Source organism: Pseudomonas putida, from assembly GCF_050989985.1.
GTDB classification, from domain to species: Bacteria; Pseudomonadota; Gammaproteobacteria; order Pseudomonadales; family Pseudomonadaceae; genus Aquipseudomonas; species Aquipseudomonas putida_AI.
This window is the reverse complement of the sequence record NZ_CP158815.1, coordinates 770,731-792,757: the sequence shown is the minus strand read 5'-3', so window position 1 is coordinate 792,757 and position 22,027 is coordinate 770,731. Positions and strand designations below refer to the sequence as shown.

Annotated in this window: 22 protein-coding genes; 10 read left to right on the top strand and 12 right to left on the bottom strand. The window is 59.4% G+C overall.

The genetic code is table 11. From position 1 onward, the window contains the following. Positions 1–569 precede the first annotated feature (569 nt). The gene (gene mscL, locus ABTV29_RS03785; protein WP_433768900.1) at positions 570–983 is read left to right on the top strand and encodes a large-conductance mechanosensitive channel protein MscL; all 414 of its coding nucleotides are present in this window, start codon (positions 570–572) and stop codon (positions 981–983) included. A 111-nt stretch (positions 984–1,094) separates the two neighbouring features. Here the strand turns inward: mscL and ABTV29_RS03780 are convergent, their stop codons facing one another. Further along, positions 1,095–1,871: a ferredoxin--NADP reductase gene (locus ABTV29_RS03780; protein WP_433768899.1), complete on the bottom strand. Its 777-nt coding sequence runs from the start codon at positions 1,869–1,871 to the stop codon at positions 1,095–1,097. A 360-nt stretch (positions 1,872–2,231) separates the two neighbouring features. Between ABTV29_RS03780 and ABTV29_RS03775 the strand changes: the two genes are divergently transcribed. Continuing rightward, entirely contained in the window at positions 2,232–2,963 is a 732-nt protein-coding gene (locus ABTV29_RS03775) for a helix-turn-helix transcriptional regulator (protein ID WP_433768898.1), read from the top strand. 163 nt (positions 2,964–3,126) lie between these two features. Then, positions 3,127–4,251, top strand: a complete 1,125-nt coding sequence (locus ABTV29_RS03770; protein ID WP_433768897.1) for a methyltransferase — start codon at positions 3,127–3,129, stop codon at positions 4,249–4,251. 68 nt (positions 4,252–4,319) lie between these two features. Here ABTV29_RS03770 and ABTV29_RS03765 read toward each other — a convergent pair whose 3' ends face one another. From ABTV29_RS03765 to ABTV29_RS03755, 3 genes are all read right to left on the bottom strand, one after another. Then, positions 4,320–4,487 carry a DUF2474 domain-containing protein gene (locus ABTV29_RS03765; protein ID WP_433768896.1) on the bottom strand — a complete coding sequence of 56 codons (168 nt, stop codon included), beginning with the start codon at positions 4,485–4,487 and terminating at the stop codon, positions 4,320–4,322. 84 nt (positions 4,488–4,571) lie between these two features. Next, positions 4,572–5,579: a cytochrome d ubiquinol oxidase subunit II gene (gene cydB / locus ABTV29_RS03760; protein ID WP_433768895.1), complete on the bottom strand. Its 1,008-nt coding sequence runs from the start codon at positions 5,577–5,579 to the stop codon at positions 4,572–4,574. Positions 5,580–5,582: 3 nt separating this feature from the next. Beyond that, positions 5,583–7,016 carry a cytochrome ubiquinol oxidase subunit I gene (locus ABTV29_RS03755; protein ID WP_433768894.1) on the bottom strand — a complete coding sequence of 478 codons (1,434 nt, stop codon included), beginning with the start codon at positions 7,014–7,016 and terminating at the stop codon, positions 5,583–5,585. Positions 7,017–7,499: 483 nt separating this feature from the next. On the opposite strand from ABTV29_RS03755, the gene ABTV29_RS03750 reads away from it, so the two are divergent. Further along, positions 7,500–8,741 (top strand): MFS transporter, encoded by a 1,242-nt coding sequence (locus tag ABTV29_RS03750; protein WP_433768893.1) that lies wholly within the window; start codon positions 7,500–7,502, stop codon positions 8,739–8,741. Positions 8,742–8,746: 5 nt separating this feature from the next. Here the strand turns inward: ABTV29_RS03750 and ABTV29_RS03745 are convergent, their stop codons facing one another. Further along, positions 8,747–9,298: a DJ-1 family glyoxalase III gene (locus tag ABTV29_RS03745; protein WP_433768892.1), complete on the bottom strand. Its 552-nt coding sequence runs from the start codon at positions 9,296–9,298 to the stop codon at positions 8,747–8,749. Positions 9,299–9,378: 80 nt separating this feature from the next. Further along, the gene (locus ABTV29_RS03740) at positions 9,379–9,816 is read right to left on the bottom strand and encodes a DUF4879 domain-containing protein (protein ID WP_433768891.1); all 438 of its coding nucleotides are present in this window, start codon (positions 9,814–9,816) and stop codon (positions 9,379–9,381) included. 219 nt (positions 9,817–10,035) lie between these two features. On the opposite strand from ABTV29_RS03740, the gene ABTV29_RS03735 reads away from it, so the two are divergent. Then, positions 10,036–11,331, top strand: coding sequence for an NCS2 family permease (locus tag ABTV29_RS03735; RefSeq protein ID WP_433768890.1), 1,296 nt, complete (start codon positions 10,036–10,038; stop codon positions 11,329–11,331). After that, on the top strand, positions 11,328–12,407 hold the full coding sequence (trmA, locus tag ABTV29_RS03730; RefSeq protein ID WP_433768889.1) for a tRNA (uridine(54)-C5)-methyltransferase TrmA: 1,080 nt from the start codon (positions 11,328–11,330) through the stop codon (positions 12,405–12,407). The genes ABTV29_RS03735 and trmA overlap by 4 nt, the downstream gene beginning before the upstream one ends. Before the next feature lie 54 nt (positions 12,408–12,461). Here trmA and ABTV29_RS03725 read toward each other — a convergent pair whose 3' ends face one another. The 3 genes from ABTV29_RS03725 to ABTV29_RS03715 form a co-directional block, all read right to left on the bottom strand. Beyond that, positions 12,462–12,908: a DUF2442 domain-containing protein gene (locus ABTV29_RS03725; RefSeq protein ID WP_433768888.1), complete on the bottom strand. Its 447-nt coding sequence runs from the start codon at positions 12,906–12,908 to the stop codon at positions 12,462–12,464. Then, entirely contained in the window at positions 12,905–13,333 is a 429-nt protein-coding gene (locus tag ABTV29_RS03720) for a DUF4160 domain-containing protein (RefSeq protein WP_433768887.1), read from the bottom strand. Before ABTV29_RS03720 ends, ABTV29_RS03725 begins: the two co-directional genes overlap by 4 nt. 215 nt (positions 13,334–13,548) lie before the next feature. Then, a complete protein-coding gene (locus ABTV29_RS03715) occupies positions 13,549–13,755 on the bottom strand; it encodes a tautomerase family protein (RefSeq protein ID WP_034148192.1) in 207 nt (68 codons plus the stop codon). 118 nt (positions 13,756–13,873) lie between these two features. Between ABTV29_RS03715 and ABTV29_RS03710 the strand changes: the two genes are divergently transcribed. The 3 genes from ABTV29_RS03710 to ABTV29_RS03700 all read left to right on the top strand — a co-directional run bounded on the left by ABTV29_RS03710 (position 13,874) and on the right by ABTV29_RS03700 (position 16,294). After that, positions 13,874–14,785 carry a LysR substrate-binding domain-containing protein gene (locus tag ABTV29_RS03710; RefSeq protein WP_433768886.1) on the top strand — a complete coding sequence of 304 codons (912 nt, stop codon included), beginning with the start codon at positions 13,874–13,876 and terminating at the stop codon, positions 14,783–14,785. Between the two features lie 208 nt (positions 14,786–14,993). After that, positions 14,994–15,434, top strand: a complete 441-nt coding sequence (gene aroQ, locus ABTV29_RS03705; RefSeq protein WP_433768885.1) for a type II 3-dehydroquinate dehydratase — start codon at positions 14,994–14,996, stop codon at positions 15,432–15,434. A 5-nt stretch (positions 15,435–15,439) separates the two neighbouring features. Beyond that, positions 15,440–16,294 carry a shikimate dehydrogenase gene (locus tag ABTV29_RS03700; protein WP_433768884.1) on the top strand — a complete coding sequence of 285 codons (855 nt, stop codon included), beginning with the start codon at positions 15,440–15,442 and terminating at the stop codon, positions 16,292–16,294. A 124-nt stretch (positions 16,295–16,418) separates the two neighbouring features. Here ABTV29_RS03700 and ABTV29_RS03695 read toward each other — a convergent pair whose 3' ends face one another. Both ABTV29_RS03695 and quiC read right to left on the bottom strand, forming a co-directional pair. Beyond that, complete coding sequence (locus ABTV29_RS03695; RefSeq protein ID WP_433768883.1) at positions 16,419–17,096, bottom strand: TetR/AcrR family transcriptional regulator; 678 nt, start codon at positions 17,094–17,096, stop codon at positions 16,419–16,421. 101 nt (positions 17,097–17,197) lie between these two features. Next, on the bottom strand, positions 17,198–19,099 hold the full coding sequence (gene quiC, locus ABTV29_RS03690; protein ID WP_433768882.1) for a 3-dehydroshikimate dehydratase QuiC: 1,902 nt from the start codon (positions 19,097–19,099) through the stop codon (positions 17,198–17,200). Positions 19,100–19,610: 511 nt separating this feature from the next. On the opposite strand from quiC, the gene ABTV29_RS03685 reads away from it, so the two are divergent. Beyond that, positions 19,611–20,948 carry an MFS transporter gene (locus ABTV29_RS03685; protein ID WP_433768881.1) on the top strand — a complete coding sequence of 446 codons (1,338 nt, stop codon included), beginning with the start codon at positions 19,611–19,613 and terminating at the stop codon, positions 20,946–20,948. Between the two features lie 132 nt (positions 20,949–21,080). Here ABTV29_RS03685 and ABTV29_RS03680 read toward each other — a convergent pair whose 3' ends face one another. Next, positions 21,081–21,959 carry a DMT family transporter gene (locus tag ABTV29_RS03680; protein WP_433768880.1) on the bottom strand — a complete coding sequence of 293 codons (879 nt, stop codon included), beginning with the start codon at positions 21,957–21,959 and terminating at the stop codon, positions 21,081–21,083. Positions 21,960–22,027 lie beyond the last annotated feature (68 nt).

Below are 22,027 nucleotides of genomic sequence, written 5' to 3'. Positions count from 1 at the left end.
CGGGCGAGATGAGCCCGCGCGGTTATCCAGAGGCTTTGCATACAGGACGATCGAGGAAGGTAAGAGCCAATGGCTAGTTAAATAGAATGCTTCGCAATTCCAAACACAAACAACTTGTACAAGTTACTTAAGTCGACCCTGCTATTAACAGGCTATAAAGCGTCAACGAAACCTGTACAACTCCTACAAGTCAAAACTCCGACCGTATAACTCCACTTGTAATTCAACTGCAATCTAAACGTTAATTAATCCACACAAAAAATAAACCTACTGTTTAAGTTTAGAGCACTCACTTCATAGCCCAGAGAAATTATGCCAATAGTATTAATCGTCATACTTATTGAGCCGAATGACGAAGTCCAACTAAAATCCGGATTCGAACGCGAAATCGGCTCTATCTGAATTACGGACAAAGAACGATAACCTCGCCTAGAACCGCTTCTGATTTAAACTTTCCGGCGCCCCTCCGGTCGATTGCAGGCAAGCGCTTCAGGCAGTCGTTCAAGCAGGATGCGCCCTGCTGATTTACACTGCCTTCACCAACCTCATCTGTAACAAGGAAATAACCTATGGGCGTGATAAGTGAGTTCAAGGCCTTCGCGGTCAAAGGCAACGTGGTCGACATGGCCGTCGGTATCATCATCGGCGCGGCTTTCGGCAAGATCGTCACCTCGTTCGTCGGTGACGTGATCATGCCGCCGATAGGCCTGCTGATCGGTGGGGTGGACTTCAGTGACCTGGCCATTACGCTCAAGGCGGCCACCGCAGACACCCCAGCAGTGATATTGGCCTACGGCAAATTCATCCAGAGCCTGATCGACTTCGTGATCGTTGCGTTCGCCATCTTCATGGGCGTCAAGGCCATCAACCAACTGAAACGCGAAGAAGCTGTCGCACCTTCCGCCCCGCCGGTTCCAACCAAGGAAGAAGAGTTGCTGAGTGAGATTCGCGATCTGCTCAAGGCCCAGAATGATCGGCCCTGAAGACCGCCCCTTGACCTGCCGGAGCTGGCAGGCTCGCGAAAAACCAGCGTTCACCAAGGGGGATCTGGTGGTTCGCGAGCCTGCTCGCTACAGGTAGGGGTAATCCGTTGTTTACCAGAAGTTCTCCACCGCCACCTGCCCCGGTCGGCGGCTGAGGCTCAAGTGCATGTCTCGCTGTTTCAGCAGTTTGCGCGTGTCATCGATCATCTGCGGATTGCCGCACAGCATGACCCGCGAGTGCTCGGGCGTCAGCGCCACGCCTGCCGCCCGTTCCAGTTCGCCGTTTTCGATCAGCGTGGTAATCCGTCCGTTCAGGGCCCCTGGATGCTGCTCGCGCGTCACCGTATTGATCAGTTGCAACTTGTGCGCGTATTCCGCCAGGTATTCACGCTGCGCCAGCCCTGCAATCAACGCCTGATAGGCCAGCTCCCGTGTTTCGCGCACGCTGTAGACCAGGATGATGCGCTCGAATTTCTCCCACACCTCGAAATCCTGGAGGATCGATAAAAACGGCGCCAGGCCCGTGCCGGTGGATAGCAGCCACAGGTCTCGCCCATCGACGAAACGATCGAGCGTCAGGTATCCAAAGGCCTGGCGATCGACCAGCAACGTATCGCCGACGCCCAGCCGACTCAATTCGCTGGTGAACTCACCGCCCGGTACCACAATGGAAAAGAACTCGAGAAATTCGTCGAAAGGCGACGACACCATGGAATAGGCACGCCACACGGTGCTGCCGTCCGCTTTGGTGACGCCCAGTCGGGCAAACTGCCCCGCCCGGAAACGAAAGCCCGGATCCCGGGTGGCGCGCAGAGTAAACAGGTTCGGGGTCAGCGGCTGGACGTCGAGCAAGGTCTGGCGAGTAAATTTCTCTTCACTGGCGGTCATGAGCGGCTCCAAGAAAACCATGGCCGCAGTGTCTCGCAAAGCGCATGACTTAAACACCGATGATTTGTAGTGCTTTTAGAGAAAATGCCTATCATTTAATAAGTGCAATAGAGCACAAAGATAATAGCCATATGGCACCATACAATTACCAGCCGGACACTTGATATTAACAATGACATTCAATAGTGCTGTTCTAAATACTCATTCCTGAATACTCACCCATAGAACCAGACCCTCTACTTCCCGCTCGATATAAATTCAAAAAAATCTCAGCACAACTGTAAGATCAATCCTACAATCCAAACGCAAACACTCTGGATCCAATATTAACTGCTTAGACCAATAAAAACGGAGCCCGTGATGGAACGGTGGAAGGAGTCTCAACTCGAACAAATTTCCTCTACAACCGAACTTGGGAATGCCTTCCAGATCTCTTTGAACTTCATAAAAAACATCGGCTTCAAATTTTTTGCCTTTTCAACCACTTGCCCGACGAAAACAGAGCACTTTCATACACCGCTGTTCAACAATTATCCCGCCGCGTGGAGCCGTGAATATGAGAGAAAAAAACTCGTCACCACTGACCCGGTAGTGGCCCATTGCAATCAATCTGCTTTGCCGGTCCTATGGAGCGAAGATCTGTTTCGCGATACACCCTGGATATGGAACGCGCTTGAGCAGCAGGGCATACAGCACGGGTGGTCCCAAGCGGTTCACGACGATGAAAGCGGTTTGTGCAGCATTGTGAGTGTGGCCAGGAGCCATTGCCCGATCAGCGCGTGGGAGCTGTATGAAAACCTTGGCTTCACCACCTTTATTGGGCGTCACTTGCATGATCTGGTCGCTCAAACGATGCCCAGGGAACCGGAAAAAATCTGCGCGACGAATTTATCGCCGCGGGAAATCGACGTGCTGAAACTCGCCGCAGTGGGTAAAACGGCGTATGAGAGCGCCCGAATTCTTAACATCAGCGCACGTACCGTGAATTTCCATGTTCAGGAAGCCATCCGCAAACTCGGGGTCAACAACAAGGTTTCGGCCGTGATTGCCGCCGTGAAGGCTGGCTATCTCAATAGCGACGCGATGCGCTGAGCCGAAAAACCTGCGGGTAATCCGCCTCAAAAAAACGTACCATCCGCGTCTCCTCCAGAGTGACAACGTGTGAGTCTTCCACGACGCAACGCACTCGGACGACCACGCCCGCTACGACGCCCCTGGGCGCGGGAAACCCGTTGATTACCCAGAGCCCCACCCCATGCCTTTGCTCGAAACGCCTTTCGCCAGCCTCGACCTGATCCGTCAACCCGAACAGCAGAACGAACCGCTGCAAGCCTTTGATGCGGCAGACGAATACCTGCTCAACCATCTGGCCGAACAGCAGCCTTCGATCGATACCCGGGTTTTGGTGCTCAACGACAGTTTTGGTGCATTGGCTGCCAGTCTGGTCGGCAAAGTCGACGTGACCAGCAGCGGCGATTCATTCCTGGCTTTCCAGGGATTGGAGAAGAATCTGGTCCGCAATGGCCAGGCATTTGACGCGGTGCCGGCCATCCCCGCCAGCGAAACGCCAGCAGGCCCCTTTGACCGGGTGTTGATACGGGTGCCGAAGACCCTGGCCCTTTTGGAAGAACAACTGATCCGCCTGCAAGGTCAATTGGCGCCCGGAGCCCAAGTGATCGCCGCGGCGATGATCAAGCATTTGCCGCGTGCCGCCGGTGATCTGCTTGAGCGCTACATTGGCCCGGTGCAGGCATCGCTGGCGGTAAAGAAAGCCCGGTTGCTGATTGCCACGGCTCAAGACCAGGCGCCGGCCACCTCCCCTTATCCGACGCGTTACCGCCTCGACTCGCCCGCCATCGAACTGCTCAACCATGCCAACGTCTTTTGCCGCGAAGGCCTGGACATCGGTACACGGGCGTTTCTGCCGCACTTGCCGAAAAACCTTGGCGCGGCACGTGTGGCCGACCTCGGCTGCGGCAATGGCGTGCTGGCCATCGCCAGTGCCCTGCAGAACCCGCAAGCCCACTACACGCTGGTGGACGAGTCGTTCATGGCCGTGCAATCAGCCGCAGAAAACTGGCACGCCGCACTGGGCGAGCGCGATGTCGAAGTACGGCCTGGCGATGGCCTGGCCGGGCAGCCTCCCCAGTCGCTGGACGTGGTGCTGTGCAATCCACCGTTCCACCAGCAACAAGTGGTCGGTGACTTCCTCGCCTGGCGGATGTTCCAGCAAGCCCGCGAAGCGCTGGTGGTGGGCGGTGCGCTGTACATCGTCGGCAACCGTCACCTGGGTTATCACAGCAAGTTGGCGCGCCTGTTCCGTGGAGTCGAGCAAGTGGCGGCCACGCCGAAGTTCGTGATCCTCAAGGCCCGCAAGTAACGAGCCTGAAAAAAACCCTCCAGACGGAGGGTTGGAAGTCCGCGCCCGAAGGCGGCGGGAGGGATGTCTCAGTGAGTGCTCAGGCCGGCGGCGTTCATGAACATCCGCATCAGGCTGGCCACGATGAACAGCGCACCGACACTGCCAACCCAGATCAGGGCCAGCCAGCCAAGCCGCTGCCACAGCGGTTTTTTTTCGGCTTCTTGAATGTCGTGCAGGGAAGGTTTATTGGTCACTGCGTCGATCCTCTTTCAGGGCGATGGCGTCTGTGATGACGCCATCGCGAGCGAGCTCGGCTCCTACAGGTTTGGGGCGGGAGACTAGTGGTAACCGTCTTCATGGGTGACCTTGCCGCGGAACACGTAGTAGCTCCAGAAGGTGTAGCCCAGGATGAACGGGATGATGAACAGCGTGCCCACCAGCATGAAACCCTGGCTCTGCGGCGGCGCGGCGGCATCCCAGATGGAGATCGACGGCGGCACGATATTCGGCCACAGGCTGATCCCCAGGCCGCTGTAGCCGAGGAAGATCAGCACCAGCGTCAGCAGGAATGGCGTGTAGTGGGCATTGCGCGCGACTGCGCGGATCAGACCGTACAGGGTCACCAGCACCAGAATCGGTACCGGCAGGAACCAGAACAGGTTGGGCAGAGTGAACCAACGTTCGGCGATTTCAACGTGGGCCAGCGGCGTCCAGATGCTGACGATACCGATCACCGCCAGCAGCACGAACGCCAGAGGCCGCGCCAGGTCATGCATCTGTTCCTGCAGCTTGCCTTCGGTCTTCATGATCAGCCAGGTGCAGCCCAGCAGCGCATAGGCCACCACCAGCGCGGCGCCACAGAACAGGGTGAACGGCGTCAGCCAGTCCAGGGAGCCACCGGCGAATTGACGATCGACCACCGGCAGGCCATCGATGAAGGCCCCCAGCGCCACGCCCTGGAAGAAGGTGGCCGCGACTGAGCCGCCAATGAACGCCTTGTCCCACAGATGGCGCTTTTCGTCTCGGGCCTTGAAGCGGAACTCGAAGGCCACGCCACGGAAAATCAGCCCGATCAGCATGAAAATCAGCGGCAGGTACAACGCCGAGAGCACCACCGAATAAGCCAGCGGAAAGGCCCCGAACAGCGCAGCGCCCCCCAGTACCAGCCAGGTTTCGTTGCCGTCCCAGACCGGGGCGACGGTGTTCATCATCACGTCACGATCAGTCTTGCCCGGAATGAACGGGAACAGGATCCCGATGCCCAGATCGAAGCCGTCCATGACGACGTACATCATGATGCCGAAGATGATGATCACGGCCCAGATCAGCGGAAGATCAATACCCATGATTCAAATCTCCTTGGCCGCGGTGTGGTCGGCATCGGCGTGATCGTCGGCGGCCGACAGGGGACGTGCCGGTGTGCGTTTCTGGCCGGGACCACCGTCGTTGGTTTCCTTGCCCTCGTCGATCTTCGGTCCTTTGCGCACCAGGCGCATCATGTAGCCAAGACCTGCACCGAACAGCGCGAAATACACCACCACAAACAGGATCAAGGTGATGCTCATCTGCATGACGCTATGGTTGGAAGACGCATCCGCCGTGCGCATCAGGCCATAGACGACCCAGGGCTGACGGCCGATTTCCGTGGTGAACCAGCCCGCGAGAATCGCGATCAGGCCGGACGGTCCCATCCACAGCGCCAAGTAGAGGAATGGGCGTGAGCTGTAGAGCGTGTCGCGCTTGCGCAGCCAGAGGCTCCACAGGCCTGTGAAGATCATCAGGAAACCCAGGCCGACCATGATCCGAAACGACCAGAACACGATGGTGGAGTTCGGCCGGTCTTCAGGCGGGAACTCCTTGAGCGCCGGTACCTGTTTGTCCAGGGAGTGGGTCAGGATGATGCTGCCCAGATACGGAATCTCGACGGCGAATTTGGTCTTTTCTTCCTTCATGTCCGGCCAGCCGAACAGGATCAACGGGGTGGCCTCGTCGCCTTTGTTTTCCCAGTGGCCTTCGATCGCGGCGATTTTTGCCGGCTGATGTTCAAGGGTATTGAGACCATGGAAGTCGCCGATCACCGCCTGGATCGGCGCGACGATCAAGGCCATCCACATGGCCATCGAGAGCATCTTGCGGATCGCCGGGTTGTCCTTGCCGCGCAGCAAATGCCAGGCCGCGGACGAGCCGACGAAGAACGCCGTGGCAACGAAGGCCGCCGTGGCCATGTGCATCAGACGATAAGGGAACGAGGGGTTGAAAATCACCGCCAGCCAGTCGGTAGGAATCACCTGGCCGTTGATGATTTCGTAACCTTGCGGCGTCTGCATCCAGCTGTTGGACGCGAGAATCCAGAAGGTCGAGATCAGCGTGCCGATGGCGACCATGACCGTGGCAAAAAAGTGCAAGCCGCGCCCGACCTTGTTCCAGCCGAACAGCATCACCCCAAGGAAGCCCGCCTCAAGGAAGAACGCGGTGAGTACTTCATAGGTCAGCAACGGGCCGGTAACGGAACCGGCGAAGTCCGAAAAGCGGCTCCAGTTGGTGCCGAACTGATAGGCCATGACCAACCCCGAGACCACGCCCATGCCGAAGTTGACGGCAAAGATCTTCGACCAGAAATGGTAGAGGTCACGGTAGGTGTCGTTGTGGGTCTTGAGCCACAGGCCTTCGAGTACCGCCAGGTAACTCGCCAGGCCAATGGTGATGGCAGGGAACAGGATGTGGAACGAGATGGTGAACGCGAACTGAATTCGGGCGAGATCAAGTGCCTCTAAACCGAACATAAGTCTTCCTCTGTCAGGTAATACGGCTGCTGGCTGGAAGCCTGCATCCACGGCCCCCACGGGTATGGAGTGTGGCGAATCTCTGTTTGTTCTTTTTTTACACGCATCGCTACGCAGGGAGTCTGGCCTTATGGCCGCCGGATCATCTCCCTTGAGGGTTTTGATCTGGATCAAGCAACGTTGAAAGAGTAGTCCCATTTGCGGGGTTGAACTGCGTGGTCTTTTGCCGCGTGACAAGTTGCCTCATGGCGGAGTAACAGGCAGAAACACATCCCTCTGTAGGAGCGAGCCTGCTCGCAAAGCGGTCGGCACACCCAACGTTGATATCAACTGAACCACCGCCTTCGCGAGCAGGCTCGCTCCTACAGGGATTTGTTGTGCTGCAGAAATCGATGTCTGGCTAATGAAATTTTCACTAGTGGCAACTTCCTGTTACAGGTTGGTGATAATCTCGCCCTTCCCTTCCTGCCGATATGCCTTCAAATGCCCAGCCAAGAGCCTTTGCTGCTACGTCACCACCGTCCCTTCCTCGCGTTCTGGCTGGCCCGGATTTTTACCGCCAGCGGTTTTCAGATGCTCACTGTGGCCATTGGCTGGAACCTCTACCAACTGACCGGCAACGTGCTCGACCTGGGTCTGGTGGGGTTGGTGGAGTTCGCGCCGCGAGTGCTGTTCATGCTGCACACCGGACATGTCGCGGACCGCTACGACCGGCGCAAGGTCGCGGCGATCTGCCAGTCCCTGCAAGCGCTGATCGCCCTGTCGCTGGCCATCGGCAGCGCGACTGACCATGTCACCCGGGAAATGATCTTCATCCTCGCCTTCCTGCTCGGCGCCGCCCGCTCCTTCGAGATGCCGACCACCCAGGCCCTGCTGCCGAGCATCGTGCCCAGCGGCCTGTTTCCCCGGGCCGTGGCCGCCGCGCAATCGGCCCAGCAATCGGCAACCATCGTCGCCCCGGCCCTCGGCGGCCTGCTATATGCCTTTGGCAGTGTGTGGGTGTATGGCCCGACCGTCCTGCTGTACGTCATCGCCTGCTCGCTCATGCTCAATCTACCGGCCCGGCAAACACCCTTGAACAAGGGCAAGGCGACCCTGGATTCGCTGCTGGCGGGGATCCGTTTCATTCGCAGCCGTCCGGATATTCTCGGGGCGATTTCCCTGGATCTGTTCGCGGTCCTGCTCGGCGGTGCCACGGCGCTGTTGCCGGTATTCGCCAAGGACATTCTGCTCACCGGCCCTTGGGGGCTGGGCCTGCTGCGCTCGGCACCGGCGGTGGGTGCGCTGCTGATGTCGCTGTTTCTGGCCAGGTTCGCCGTGGAACGCAATGTCGGGCGGGTGATGTTCACGGCAGTGGGGGTATTCGGCGTGGCGACCATCGCCTTCGGCCTGTCGACCTCGTTCTGGTTCTCACTGGCAGTGCTGGTGGTATTGGGCGCGGCCGACATGATAAGCATGGTGATTCGCGCATCTTTCGTGCAACTGGAAACCCCGGACGAAATGCGCGGCCGGGTCAGCGCGGTGAACGGCCTGTTCATCGGCGCCTCCAACCAGCTGGGCGAATTCGAATCCGGCCTGACCGCCCATTGGTTCGGCACCGTTCCGGCGGTGGTCATGGGCGGGATCGGCACGCTGGTGGTGACCGGGACCTGGATCAAACTGTTCCCGACCCTGGCCCAGCGCGACCGAATGCATGTGCCCGCGGAAGAAAAAGTCGGGGCTTGAGCGCGCTAGACGACCAACTCCCCTGCCACCGTCGAGCGCGTTGCCTTGCCACACAGTTGCTCCACCAGGGCCAGGGCAAATGCCAGCGCAGCGCCTGAGCCCTGGGCGGTGATGCAGTTGCCATCGACCACCACCGGTTGATCGACGAAGTTGCAGCCCGAGAGTTGATGGCTGGCGGAGGGCAGGCAGGTCATGCGCCGCTGGCGCAACACGCCAAATGCATGCAGTGCCAGCGCCGGGGCTTCGGCGATGCCGGCGAACAGGCGACCGGCCGCAGACTGGTCCTTGATCAATTGTTGCAGGGGTTGGTGGGCGGCCAGGTGCTGCGCGCCGACGGCGCCGCCTGGCAGGACGATCAGGTCGAAGGGCTGGGCCAGCAGGTCGATCAACATGGCATCGCTGGTCAGGCGAGTCCCACGAGCGCAGGTGAGCATGCGTCGTCCTTCAATGCTCGCCACCACCACTTCTATTTTGGCGCGACGCAATACATCGATCAGGGTGACGGCTTGCAGGTCATCAATGCCCTCGGCGAGGGTAATCAAGGCTCTAAAGGTCATGGGGGCAATCCACAGGAGGGTCCTTAAAGCGTAGTCAGCTTTGATTGCCCTTGTTCGAGCCCCCTCTGCCCGACGTAAAACTACTTGATATAAAGCTGCGTCGACATCGTGTTGCCCGGCGCATTGATTGAGGTATTGCTGAAGGTGAAGGTGCCTTCCTGTTTGCCGGCCATATCGAAAATGTACAGATTGCCGACGGTTTTTCGACCGGCAACGCAATCGGTCAGGTTGCCGTTATCGAAGGCACAGACCGGCGTGCGGGTGCCGTTCAGCTCGAAACCATCCAGCCCGACCTGGGGCTGGTTGCGGCCGTAGCCCACTTCCAGCACGTAGATCCGGATGTTCGGACCACTGTGATTGCAGCGGGTCTGCGTCTGGCCTTCGTCAATGCTTTCGAAGCCACAGCCAGGGGATTCGACCTTCAGCACTTTCACCTGGGTCAAAGGTGGAGCTGGGGCCGCCAGGGCGCTTTGTGCCCCCAGGAACATTGCCAGCAAGGTCAACAGACGCATTTTCATGAAATACCCACCCCGAAATCAGGCGCGCAGTATGGCTGACTCAGGCCAAACGCAAAACATCGACGACGATCACCGCCATAAGCAGCCATAACCCTGTGCTGCTGGTATGATGCGCGGCTTTTTCCGACCCACAGAAAATTCCCGGGCGCCTGCAGTGGTCTGTGCTTTGCTGTTGAGGTCGATACATTCACGGCGCCGGGCGCGCCACGGGGAGCAGACATGCTGGAAAGGCTGTTTCAACTCAAGGCACACAACACCAACGTACGCACCGAGATTCTGGCGGGCGTCACGACCTTTTTGGCCATGGCCTACATTCTGTTCGTCAACCCGAGCATCCTCGGCGAGACCGGCATGGACAAGGGCGCCGTCTTCGTCGCCACCTGCCTGGCAGCCGCCATCGGCTCCACGGTGATGGGCCTGATCGCCAACTACCCGATCGCCCTCGCACCGGGCATGGGCCTGAACGCCTTCTTTACCTACACCGTGGTCCTGCACATGGGTCACACCTGGCAAGTGGCGCTGGGTGCAGTCTTCATCTCGGCCGTGTGCTTCTTCCTGCTGTCGATCTTCCGCATCCGTGAATGGATCATCAACAGCATCCCGCTGCCGCTGCGCTCGGCGATCGCCGCCGGTATCGGCCTGTTCCTGGCCCTGATCGCCCTGCACAACGCCGGCATCGTGGTCAGCAACCCGGCGACCATGGTCGGCCTTGGCGACCTGAAACAACCGGCACCGATCCTCGCGACCCTCGGTTTCGCCCTGATCGTCGCCCTCGAAGCCCTCGCCGTGCGCGGCGCAGTGCTGATCGGCATCCTGGTGGTGACCATCGTCTCCATCGTCATGGGCTTCACCCCATTCGGCGGCGTGATGTCGATGCCACCTTCGCTGGCACCGACCTTCCTGCAACTGGACATCAAGGGCGCGCTGGACATTGGTCTGGTCAGCGTGATCTTCGCCTTCCTGTTCGTCGACCTGTTCGACAACTCCGGCACCCTGATCGGCGTCGCCAAGCGCGCCGGCCTGATGGGCAAGGACGGCCACATGCCGAAAATGGGCCGCGCCCTGATCGCCGACAGTACGGCGGCGATGGCCGGTTCCCTGCTGGGCACCTCGACCACCACCAGCTACATCGAATCCGCCGCGGGCGTGAGTGCCGGCGGCCGTACCGGCCTGACCGCCATCGTCGTGGCGATCCTGTTCCTGCTGGCGCTGTTCTTCTCGCCACTGGCCGCCAGCGTTCCAGCCTTCGCCACCGCACCGGCGCTGCTGTTCGTCGCCGTGCTGATGACTTCCGGCCTGGCCGAAATAGACTGGGACGACATCACCGTTGCCGCCCCTGTCGTAATCACGTCCCTGGCGATGCCGTTCACCTACTCTATCGCCAACGGTATCGCTTTCGGATTCATTTCCTGGACCGCCATCAAGCTGATGTCCGGTCGCGGTCGAGAGCTGAACCCGGCCCTGGTGATTCTGTCGATTCTGTTCGTGATCAAGCTCGGTTGGTTCAACGCATGACTTTTGATACCCAGGCCTACGCCGCTCAGCTCGAAGACAAGGTCACGCGTTTGCGTGACCTGCTGGCCCCTTTCGATGCGCCGCAGCCGGTCGTCTTCGACTCACCGTTGCAGAACTTCCGCCTGCGCGCCGAATTCCGCCTGTGGCGTGAGGCCGGCGAGCGCCACTACGCAATGTTTTCCCAGGAAGACAAGCGCACGCCGATCCTGATCGAAGAGTTCCCGATCGCCAGCCTGCGCATCAACCAGTTGATGCCGCAGCTCAAGGCCGCGTGGCAGGCCAGTTCGGCCCTGAGCCACAAGCTGTTTCAGGTGGAGTTCCTCACCACCCTGGCCGGCGATGCCATGATCACCCTGTGCTATCACCGCCCGCTGGACGAACACTGGCACGCGGCGGCCACGAAACTGGCAACCGACCTGAACGTCAGCATCATCGGCCGTTCAAAGGGCAAGCGCGAAGTCATCGGCCACGATTACGTGGTGGAAAAACTGGAAGTCGGCGGCCGTACCTTCAGCTACCGCCAACCGGAAGGCGCGTTCACCCAGCCCAACGGCACGGTGAACCAGAAGATGCTCAACTGGGCATTCGAAGCGCTGGGCGAGCGTACGGACGACTTGCTGGAACTGTATTGCGGCAATGGCAACTTCACCCTGCCGCTGGCGACCCGCGTGCGCAAAGTGCTGGCCACTGAAATCAGCAAGACCTCGGTAAACGCGGCGCTGAGCAACCTCAGCGAAAACGCTGTGGATAACGTCACCTTGGTGCGCCTGTCTGCCGAAGAACTGACCGAAGCGCTGAACGAAGTACGGCCATTCCGTCGCCTGCACGGCATCGACCTGAAAAGCTACGAATTCGGCAGCGTCTTCGTCGACCCGCCCCGCGCCGGCATGGATCCGGACACCTGCGAACTGACCCGGCGCTTCGACAACATCCTGTACATCTCCTGCAACCCGGAAACCCTGGCGGCCAACATCGCCCAACTGCACGACACCCACCGCATCACCCAATGCGCGATGTTCGACCAGTTCCCGTGGACGCATCACATGGAGTCGGGAGTGTTGTTGACTCGGCGGTGATTGCAGATATCACACACAAAAAAGCCGTCATCACGACGGCTTTTTTGTGAGCGCTCAAAGCACCACATCGGCCTTGCGTGGCCGCCCGCCTTTCTTGCCATTGGCCCTGGCGGCTTCAGCTTTGGCGGCGCTGCTCTGGCGACCATTGCGCGAGGCAATCACCGAGGCGGCCATGGCCATTAATGACTGGCTCGCCGAGATCATGCCGGCAATGGAAACATCCAGGTCTTTGGCTTCATGGCACAGTGCGGTACCGGCGAAACCGATGGTCAGCCCGGCAAAATCCTCGGCCTCGAAATCATCGAACTCAGGATAATTCGCAACGGGCAGCAAGACGCCGCTGCCATCTTCGAAGCTGACGGCCAGGCACGGGTCAATAAAATTGACGGCCGTCGCTTGCAGACTGCAGTTTCTACGCAATTGCCCACGCTTAATGGCTTCATCCAGGCGACTTTCGGTCACTGGCCTATCAGCCTGATCCTTTACCTTCACCGTTTTCATAACTCGATCTCCACACATTCCTGTGCACCTATCAGGGACAGCCGTGTCGTGTTCGTTTCAGGTTCGTAGCGAGCCGATCCAATCATGTTGGTCGTGCTGACGACTCTTTTCACTGCAGCAACTTCGTTGCTGTGCCAGTCCCACAATTGATTTTCAAGACAAACCGTCTGCAATTTTCGCCACCAGATGCCACGAGCACGCAGCAAATGGACAGGCTGCTTGAGCGACTGACGCAAACCCCCAAGCACCGCCAAGGGCGGGCGTCGCGAGAGCGGGACCACATCCCAGAGTTCGACACCGTTGTGCCAGAAGCTGAACCTGAATCCCGCACTCCACGTGCCGGCATCCACATGCGCGTGAGGCGGACAATGCTCGTCACGCAACAGGATCACTATCGAAAGCCCTTTGTAGCTGCATACTCTCATGCTAACCCATCCGTTAGGTTAATGAATCCGAGGACTCGCCATTCCCTGGAAGATTCCGATCACTGGTGCTGAACATCGGACTGTAAATACGCAGTTGAGCCTAGCGTTCAGGCTGTTGAGCATTCGCGGGGCAACCTTGAAAAATCGTTAGTAATCCTTTCTCTGCGCACACAAAAAAGCCGTCACAAGGACGGCTGTCTTGCCTTTCTGCGACATCATCCCGGCTGATTCTTCCGAAACTCAGTCGTGGTAATGCCCTTGTACCCCCAGTTATCAGTGTCGATTTCCTCGATCACGATGTGAGTCAGTTCCGGCGGTTTGCCGAGGACGCGTTGCAGGGTCTCGGTGATTTCGGCGATGACCTGGGCTTTCTGTTCCCGTGTCACGCCGTCACGGGTAATACGAACGCTGACGAAAGGCATGCTGCATCTCCTGCTCGGTGGATAAGAAAGGCTGACCTGTGGAGCGTCACTGTATCCGCGCGCCGGCATCTGATAAATACTGAATCCACACTTCATTTGATCCCTGGTGTAATCAATCATGCAGCGACAATTCGACGATCTTCAATTGGGCAGCATCGAGCTGTTCTGCCTGGCCGCCGAGGCTGGCAGCTTTACCGCTGCGGCGTTGGTGGCGGGCGTGACGCCGGCGGCCGTGAGTCGATCGGTGTCGCGCATGGAAGAACGCCTGGGCGTGCGGCTGTTTGCGCGCACCACGCGCAGCGTCAAGCTGACCGACAGTGGTCGGCGCTACTACGAAGAATGCCGCCAGGCCCTGGCGCAGCTGGTGGAAGCCCAGCGGGAAGTCATGGGGCAGCAACAAGTGCCGTCCGGCACCTTGCGCATCAGTATCCCGACCACCTATGCCCATCACCGGATCCTGCCGTTGATGCCGGCCTTTCGCGCTCGCTTTCCGGCGGTGAAGGTCGAGTCGCATATCAGCAATCGCAATATCGATTTTGTTGGCGAAGGCTATGACATGGCGATTCGCGTGCGGGCGATTCCGGATTCCGGCCTGATTGCGCGGCCACTGGAGGACGCCGCGCTGGTGATGATCGCCAGCCCCGAGTACCTCAAGCAGGCCGGCACGCCGCAAACCCTCGATGACTTGCAACAGCACGAATGCATTCAGTACGAATTGCCCAGCAGTGGGCGGCGCATCGCCTGGCTGTTCAATGACAAGGGTGTGGAGCGCGAAATTCTCGCCGAGGGCAATTTCGTCTGTTCCGATGACGTATTGGGGGGCGTGACCCTGGCGAAACACGGCGCGGGGCTGTTTCAAACCTATCGTTTCATCGTCGAAAAAGAACTGGCGGACGGCTCGCTGGTGGAAGTGCTCAAACCCTATTCCGGACGCTCGCGGCCGTTTACCTTGCTCTATCCGCAAAGCCGCCACATGCCGTTGAGATTGCGGGCGTTCATCGATTTTCTGGTTGAGCATCTGCCTCGTTAAAAGATCGCAGCCTTCGGCAGCTCCTACAGGGATTGGCGTACACATGTAGGAGCTGCCGAAGGCTGCGAACTGTTTCTAATGTTCGATCACCGCACACAAATAGCCCACGGACCGCCGCTTCAATTGACCAAATTAACCATCTAGTACAATTTATCTCCACAGGCTGAAATCCTGGCCAATGCCAAAAATAATAAGTGGAGAAAATTCGATGTCCCCCATCATTCTGGTGCTCAACGGCCCCAATCTGAACCTGCTGGGTACCCGTGAACCGGCGACCTACGGCCATGAAACCCTGGCCGACATTTCAACGCTGTGCGCCCGTGCCGCCGAAGAGTTCGGCCTGGCGGTGGAGTTTCGCCAGACCAACCATGAGGGCGAACTGCTCGACTGGATTCACGGCGCTCGCGGCCGTTGTGCTGGGATCGTGATCAACCCCGCCGCCTGGACCCACACCTCGGTGGCCATCCGCGATGCGCTGGTCGCCAGCGAATTGCCGGTGATTGAGGTGCACCTGTCCAACGTTCACGCCCGTGAGCCTTTCCGCCACCATTCCTTCGTGTCAGCCATTGCCACCGCAGTCATGGCCGGGTTCGGCAGCCACGGCTATCGCCTGGCGCTGGAGCACTTCAGCCAACGTCTGAAAGGGTGAACATCGTGAACCAGAATCAAACAGTATTGGCCGGCCTGATCGGCGCCGGCATCCAGGCTTCGCGCACTCCCGCACTGCACGAACATGAAGGCGACGCCCAGGGCATGCGCTACCTCTATCGCCTGATCGACCTCGATCAGCTGCAACTGGACAGCAACGCCCTGTCCGAACTGCTGACGGCCGCCGAACGCATGAACTTCACCGGCCTGAACATCACCTTCCCGTGCAAGCAGGCGATCATCCCGCTGCTGGACGAACTGTCGCCGGAAGCTCGCGGCATCGGCGCGGTGAACACCGTGGTGCTCAAGGACGGCAAACGCATCGGCCACAACACCGATTGCCTGGGATTTGCCGAGGGTTTTCGCCGGGGTCTGAAGGGCGTTGCCGTTGAACGTGTCGTCCAGATGGGTGCCGGTGGCGCCGGCGCGGCGGTAGCCCACGCGCTACTGAGCGAAGGCGTACGGCAACTGAGCATTTTCGACGTGGACACCAGCCGCGCCCAGAGTCTGGCGGACAACCTCAATCAGCATTTCGGCGAGGGCCGCGCAGTGGCCGGCCATGACCTGGCTGGCACCTTGAGCGAGGCTGACGGCCTGGTGAACACCACGCCCATGGGGATGAAGAAACTGCCGGGAACGCCGGTCCCGGTCGAGTTGCTGCGCGCCGAGTTGTGGGTGGCGGAGATTGTCTATTTCCCACTGGAAACCGAGCTGTTGCGCAATGCCCGCGCCTTGGGCTGCCGCACGCTGGATGGCGGCAACATGGCGGTGTTTCAGGCAGTGAAGGCGTTTGAATTGTTCAGCGGCGTGGTGCCGGATGCGCAGCGGATGCTGGCGCACTTTCAGAGCATGAATGGCTGAACCTTCTTTTGTGGCGAGCGAGCTTGCTCGCGTTGGGCTGCGCAGCGGCCCCAAAATATTGGAAACAATCCATTACTTTGTGAGTGCTACGCACTCAAGCGCGAGCAAGCTCGCTCGCCACAGATCAGGCCTGCAGGTAGCGCAGAACCGACTCGCAGATCATCTCGCGATGACGCTGCTTGATCGTTTCGTCCGGCAGGTCGATCTGAAAAATCTCACCGAAGGTATGACGGTTCGACACGCGATAGAAGCAGAACGAACTGATCAGCAAATGCACATCCAACGGATCAAGACCGCCGCGGAACACGCCCAGCTCGGCGCCGCGACGCAGAATCTCGCCCAATGAATCGAGGATGGTGTTGTTCATCGCCTTGATGGCATCGGACTGCTTCACATACTCGGCGTTGTGAATGTTCTCGATGCTGACGATCCGCACGAAATCGACGTTGCGGTCATGGTGATCGAAGGTGAATTCCACCAGCCGCCGAATCGCATCCACCGGCGCCAATTCGGCCAGGTGCAGGCGATTTTCGGTACTGCGGATATCGCCGTAGAGCTTTTCCAGAACCTCGACGTAGAGCTGTTCCTTACTGCCGAAGTAGTAATAGATCATGCGCTTGGAAGTATGGATGCGCTCGGCGATGGCATCGACGCGAGCACCGGACAACCCTTGCTGGACGAACTCGACAATCGCCTCTTGCAGGATGTTCTCGCGGGTTTTTTCCGGGTTGTTCTTGCGACTCTTGCGCGGTTCGGCAACTGGCTGCCCGGGCATTGCGGAGAAGTCTGAAGTCATCGTCATTGCGGGCTCACGGCCATCATGCACAAGCTGGCGATTATGAGCCGCGCCGCACGGTGAAGGAAGCCGTGCGGCAGCGGATTGTCGAAGCGATTACGATTTTCCTACAACTTTGCCTGACGGGCGGCGCCACTTCGTGATTTGGCCATCGCCGCCAGGCGCACCGCCACGTTCGCCGCACCGTAACCGGCATAGCCGTTCTTGCGCTGGATGATCTCAAAGAAGAAGCGCCCTTCGAACGGCTCGGTGTACACGTGAAACAGCTCGCCGCCCTGGGCATCGCGGTCGTACAACACGTTGTAATAGGCCAGTTCGCTGAGGAACTCATCGTCGAAATCGAAACGCGCCGCCAGGTCGTCGTAGTAGTTGAGCGGGATATCCAGCAGCGGAACCCCCGCTTCTTTCGCCCGGCTGACCTGGGCAAAGATGTCGTCGCAATCGAAGGCGATGTGATGCACACCGGAACCTCGATAACTCGACAGCGCATGTGAGATCGCGGTGTTGCGGTTCTCGGAAATGTTCAGCGGCAAGCGGATCGAACTGTCCCGGCTGCGCAGGGCCCGGCTTTTCACCAGACCATAGGGGTCGGGCAGGACCACTTCGTCATCGGCTTCGAAATCCAGCAGGCTCTTGTAGAACAGCACCCAGCTGTCGAGGCTGTCGGCGGGCAGTGCCATGGCCATGTGGTCGATGCGCTTCAAGCCACCGTTGGTCGCGGCGTCTGGCACCAGGTTGAAGTCGGTGCCGTAAACGTCGGCGTCCTGGTCCACCAGGTAAATCAGGCTGCCATCCGGCGCGCGCACGGCGGCGAGTTCCAGTTCGTTCGGGCCGACCAATCCGCGATAGGGCTGGCCTTTGTAGGCCACGGCCCGGGCCAGGGCGCTGGCACTGTCCTTGACCCGCACGGCGGTGGCGCACAGCGATGGGCCGTGGGCCTCGAAGAAGCTGTGGCCGAACGAGTAAGGCTCGGAATTGAGGATCAGGTTGATATCGCCCTGGCGCAGCAGGCTGACGCTCTTTGAGCGATGCTGTCCGGCCTTGGCGAAGCCCAGGCGCTCCAGCCAGTGGGACAGTTTGGCGCCCAGGCTTTCGTCCACGGCGAACTCGAGAAACTCGACGCCGTTGTATTCGCTGGCAGTGGGCGTTTCGAACAGGATGTCGCGATTGGCCGGCGGATTGGCCTCTTGCTCCAGGCGCTGGCGGGTCTTTTCCTCGAGGTACAGCAGGGAACGCAGACCGTCGGCGGCGTTGGCCCGTGGCGGTGCGGCGCGAAAACCGTCGTTGAAGATCTCCAGCGACAGCGGCCCGGTGTAGCCACTCTTGATGATCGGCGCGAGGAAGCCCGGCAGGTCGAACTCGCCCTGGCCGGGGAAGCAGCGGAAATGCCGGCTCCACTCCAGCACGTCCATGGCAAGGATCGGCGCGTCGGCCATTTGCACGAAGAAGATCTTGTCGCCGGGGATCTCGGCGATGGCGCTCGGATCGCCCTTGAGCGACAGCGTATGGAAACTGTCGAGCAACACACCGAGGCTTGGGTGATCGGCCTGACGGACGATGTTCCACACCTGTTGCCAAGTGTTCACATGCCGGCCCCAGGCCAATGCCTCATAGCCGATGCGCAACCCGCGTGCGCCGGCATGCTCAGCCAGCAGGCGCAAATCATCGACTAAAATTTGTTCATCACCTACCGAATCCGCAGAGGCGTTGCTGCACACCAGCACCAGGTCGGTGCCCAATTCCTGCATCAGGTCGAACTTGCGTTCGGCTCGCTCCAGGTTGCGCGACAAGCGGTCACGGCGGCAGCCTTCGAAATCCCGGAACGGTTGAAACAGGGTGATGGCGATCCCGAGATCGGCGCACATCTGTTTAATTTCCCGCGGGCTGCCGTCGTAGTAGAGAAGGTCGTTCTCGAAAATCTCGACGCCATCGAAGCCGGCGGCGGCAATGGCTTCGAGTTTTTCCGGCAGGGTACCGCTCAGGGATACGGTGGCAATGGAACGCTGCATGGTTCGGCTCCCGGTGGTGGAGGCAATCTTGTTAGGGGCATTGCACGCTGGTGCAGGGATCGCGTTTATCTGGGATGAATTATTGGCCCCACAAGCGCGCACAGCAATTTAAAGTGTACTACCCGGTTAGTTTTGTGTTCGATTATCGAACAAAATGACCCTTGGCGAATTGACGATTTTTTGTTCACTGCGCAACATCAACACCACATTGAAGCCGGTTTCAAACCGCCGGCCTCAGGTAACCAGACCCAGAACACCACATAAAAATTTCAAAAAACGGGTATACGCTCATGCGCTCATTAAACGCCTTGTTTGCTCCCACCACCGTCATTACGCCCTGCCTGGCGTCCATCCGAACCCCGCACACCGCCGGCATCACCGTGCCGCTCGCTGAATAACCCGTCAGCCGACGAAACCAGCCGATCAGTCCTGCGCCCTTCGCCATCGATTGATCACGTGCCCTTGAAGTCCAGACGAGCTTCGCTTGTCAGTCATTGAACGGATGGCCCAGATGAATCCTACTCAAAGCTCTCGCATGGCTCCGGCCATGGGCGTCGCCACTGGCGGCATCGGCGACAAAATCCGCGGCGCCATGGCCGTCGGCAAGACCCGTTGGGGCATGCTGGCGCTGGTGTTCTTCGCCACCACCCTGAACTACATCGACCGCGCCGCCCTGGGCGTCATGCAGCCAATCCTTGCCAAGGAAATGAGCTGGACGGCGATGGACTACGCCAACATCAACTTCTGGTTCCAGGTCGGCTATGCCATCGGTTTCGTGCTGCAAGGCCGATTGATCGACCGGGTCGGCGTCAAGCGCGTGTTCTTCTGCGCCGTGCTGCTCTGGAGCCTGGCGACCGGCGCCCACGGCCTGGCCACATCGGCCGCCGGCTTCATGGTCTGCCGCTTTATCCTCGGCCTGACCGAAGCCGCCAACTACCCGGCCTGCGTGAAAACCACGCGCCTGTGGTTCCCGGCCGGCGAGCGCGCCGTGGCCACCGGTATTTTCAATGCCGGGACCAACGTAGGTGCGATGTTCACGCCGATGCTGCTGCCGCTGATCCTCCATGCCTGGGGCTGGCAGGCCGCGTTCATCTGCATGTCGGCACTGGGCGGTATCTGGCTGGTGTGCTGGGGCCTGAAGTACTTCAACCCGGAAGAGCACCCGACCGTTAAACAGTCGGAGCTGGATTACATCCAGAACGAAGTCGAACCGGAACAGACCCGCGTGCCCTTCTCGAAAATCCTGCGCATGCGCGGCACCTGGGCCTTCGCCCTCGCCTACTCGATCACCGCGCCGGTGTTCTGGTTCTACCTGTACTGGCTGCCACCGTTCCTCAACCAGCAATACAACCTGGGCATCAACGTGACCCAGATGGGCATTCCGCTGATCATCATTTACCTCACCGCCGACTTCGGCAGTGTCGGCGGCGGGATCCTGTCCTCGTTCCTGATCGGCCGCGGCGTCAACCCGATCAAGGCACGCCTGATGTCCATGCTGCTGTTTGCCTGCTGCATCATCGGCGTGATCATCGCGGCCGGCTCCAGCAACCTGTGGGTAGCGGTGTTCGCGATTTCCCTGGCCATCGGTGCGCACCAGGCCTGGACCGCGAACATCTGGAGCCTGGTGATGGACTACACCCCCAAGCACATGATGAGTACGGTGTTCGGGTTCGGTGGCATGTGCGCCGCGATCGGCGGGATGTTCATGACTCAGTTGGTCGGCCACATCCTGACCGTCACCAACAACAACTACACCGTGTTGTTCACCCTGATTCCGGCGATGTACTTCATCGCGCTGACCTGGCTGTACTTCATGGCACCGCGCAAGATTCCGACCGCAGAAGAGTGATGTTCCCTCGGCGCGGGCCCGTTATCGGGCCCGCGCTTTTTTTTGCCTGCCGATTGTCATTCAACACTGATGTTGCCTGACCCACCGTCATCGCGAGCAGGCTCGCTCCTACAGTTTTTTATCGGTGAACTTCTATTTGCGGCTTTGCTGCCAGGCCGCCGCCAGCCCGCTGCAACAGATCACGGCGATACCGATCACTGTGGTCAGGGTCGGCGTATGGGAGAACAGCCACCAGCCCAGCAGGCCGGCAAACACGATCTGGCAATAACTGAACGGCGCCAGCAAGGCCGGCGCCGCATGGCGGAAGGCCTGGGTCAGAAACAGGTGCGCGGTCATCCCGCAGGCCCCCAGCGCCAGCATCATCGCGCCATGGACCAGCGTCGGCACCTGCCAGAAGAACGGCACCAGCGCACTCATGACCAGGGTATTGCACAACCCGGCAAAAAAGTTACTGGTGGTCGGGCTGTCGATCTCACTGAGCTTGCGCGTCAGCAACTGATAGAAGCAGAAAAACAGCGCCGAACAAAAAGGCAGCAGCACCGCCGGGGTGAACAAATCACCACCGGGGTGAACGATGATCAGCACCCCGCTGAAACCACAAATCACCGCCAGCCATTGCCCCCGCGTCACCCGTTCCTTGAGCAGCGGCACCGACAACGCGGTGACCAGCACCGGCGCGAGAAAGTTGACCGATGTGGCTTCGGCCAGCGGGATGTACATCAGGCCCGTGGTGAAGAACAGGCTGGTACCCAACAGGCACAATGCGCGGATCACCTGGAGCAGCGGTCGCCGGGTGCGTAGAACGGCCACTCCGGATTGCGGCAGGAAAATCCCTGCCATCAACAGGGTGTGAACCACATAACGCGCCCACACCACCATGACAATCGGATAGAACCCGGACAGGTATTTGGAGATGGCGTCATGCGTGGAAAAGAGGAAGGTTGCGACAACGATCAGCAGAATCCCTTTGAAGGGCTGATTGACGCCGGAAAGCGGGGTGCTGACGGTCATTGGGGGTCCTTACATAAAGTCAAAAGCTTCTCCTGTAGGAGCGAGCCTGCTCGCGATGGTCGCAAACG